The organism is Methylobacterium indicum, from assembly GCF_001043895.1.
Lineage (GTDB): Bacteria > Pseudomonadota > Alphaproteobacteria > Rhizobiales > Beijerinckiaceae > Methylobacterium > Methylobacterium indicum.
Map to the genome: position 1 here is coordinate 1 of NZ_JTHF01000475.1, position 2,089 is coordinate 2,089.

Sequence of the window (2,089 nt, forward strand, 5' to 3'; positions counted from 1 at the left end):
CGACGCCGCCGAGCGCGCCGCCGCCTTCGACCCGGCGGGCGAGCCCTTCCACGAGATCTGGATCCAGGCATGAGCGACGCCCTCGACGCCCTGCGCCGCGTCAACTTCGACTGGGTGCGCACACTCGACAGCATCTGGCTCGACGCCGAGCCGACGGGCGCGCCCAACGAGGCGCGGGTGCCGGGGCTGGTCGCCGATCTCCACGCGCAGGGGGCGGGTCCCCGCCCGCGGGGCCGGGTGCTCATCGGCGAGGCCGGCATCGGCAAGACCCATCTCGTCGGCCAGATCCGCCGCGAGGTCTGGGCTTCGGGCGGCTGGTTCGTGCTCCTCGACGTCCTCGGCCTCACCGATTTCTGGCGCAGCGCGGCGCTGAGCTACCTCACCGCCCTGATGCAGCCGATGCCGGACGGGCGGCGCCAGTCCGACGCGGTGCTGGCCGGCATCGCCCGGCGGTTCCGGGTCGAGGCGCAGGTCGAGCAGGCGTTCAACACCCCCAACATCGACGCCCGCCGGATCGTCGACCTGCTGGTGCGGGCCCTGATGCACGTCGATACCGGGCGGGCGCTCAAGCACCAGGACGTGTTTCGCGCCCTCTGCCTGCTGCGGGCCCAGGATCTCGCCACGGTCGGTCTCGCCCATGCCTGGCTGCAGGGCTACGAGGCCGATCCGGTCGCGCGCACCGCGCTGGGCTTCACCACGCCGCCACCCTCGCCGATCGAGCTGGTGCGCGGCATGGCCTGGATCATGGGGCTCAGCGGCCCGACGCTGATCGCCGTCGACCAGATCGACGGCGTGGTCGATGCGAGCCGGCTCAGCGCGGAGGACGACTTCGACTCAGGCCCGGGCCTCGCCGAGATGCTGGCCGCCGGCCTGATGGAGCTGCACGAGGGCGGCGGGCGCGGCATGACGCTGATCACCTGCCTGCCGGAATCCTGGCAGAGGCTCGAGGCGCGGGGGCTCAAATCCGCTCTCGACCGGTTCGATCCCCCGGTGCTGCTGGAGGGCCTGAACCGGCCGGCCGCCGCGGCGGCGCTGATCCGCGGTCGGCTGGCCCCCGCCTATGCCGAGGCGGGCTTCGCCCCACCCTTCCCGACCTGGCCGTTCGACGAGGCGGCGATTGCCGCCGCCGCCGCCGGCGCGGTGCGGCCCCGCACCCTGCTGATGCGCTGCGACGCCGTTCGGCGCGCCTGCCTGGCGGACGGGGCGGTGACGCTCTGCCGCGACCTCACCGGACAGGCGCCCGAACGCCGCGAGCCCGTCGCGCCGCCCTTCGACCTCGACGCGGCCCGGCGCGAGGCCGACCTCGCCGGCATCCTCGACGACGAGGAGGCCGGGCTCGGCGAGCTGCTGCGGGCCGCCTTCGACCTCTACGCCCTGGAGGACGATCCCCACGACGCGATCGACGTGGTGAGCAAGGGCGAGCCCGAGCAGAGGCTGCCGCCGCTCCACGGCCGGCTGACCTTCCTGCACCGCGACGAGAACGACCGCGAGCGCCACGTCTGCTACCGCGCCCTGCTGCAGACCCATCCGATCGCCTTCCAGGCCCGGCTGCGGGCGGCGCTGACCGCCTCGGGCATCTCGACGAAGATCCCCGGCCGGGAGCTGCTGCTGGTGCGCCGGGGCCCGGTACCGCCCGGTGCTAAGACGAATGCCCTGGTCGACCGGTTCCTCGCCGCCGGCGGCCGGCTGATCGATCCGTCCGACGACGACCTGCGCACCTTCGTCGCCCTGCGCGCCCTGCGCGACCGGGCGGTGCGCGACGGCGAGATCGACCGCTTGGCCGGCTGGATGCGCGAGACCCTGCCGGTGCGCGCGACCGGGTTCTTCCGCACGATCGGCCTGTCCGGCGACGCGACCGCCGACATCTCCGGCGAGCGCCCGCCATCCCGGGGCCGTGCGCCGGTACGGACAGGTCGCGCGCACCGGCAGGGTCTCGCGCATCCAGCCGGCCAAGCGGTCGATCTCGCCGTCGCGCACCGCCCGGTGCTAAGACGAATGCCCTGGTCGACCGGTTCCTCGCCGCCGGCGGCCGGCTGATCGATCCGTCCGACGACGACCTGCGCACCTTCGTCGCCCTGCGCGCCCTGCG

Annotated in this window: 1 protein-coding gene; it reads left to right on the plus strand. The window is 74.4% G+C overall.

Going from position 1 to position 2,089, the window contains the following annotated elements:
• Nucleotides 1-69: 69 nt before the first annotated feature.
• Complete coding sequence (locus tag QR78_RS31580; protein WP_179945947.1) at nucleotides 70-2,037, plus strand: ATP-binding protein; 1,968 nt, start codon at nucleotides 70-72, stop codon at nucleotides 2,035-2,037.
• The last annotated feature ends 52 nt before the right edge of the window (nucleotides 2,038-2,089 follow it).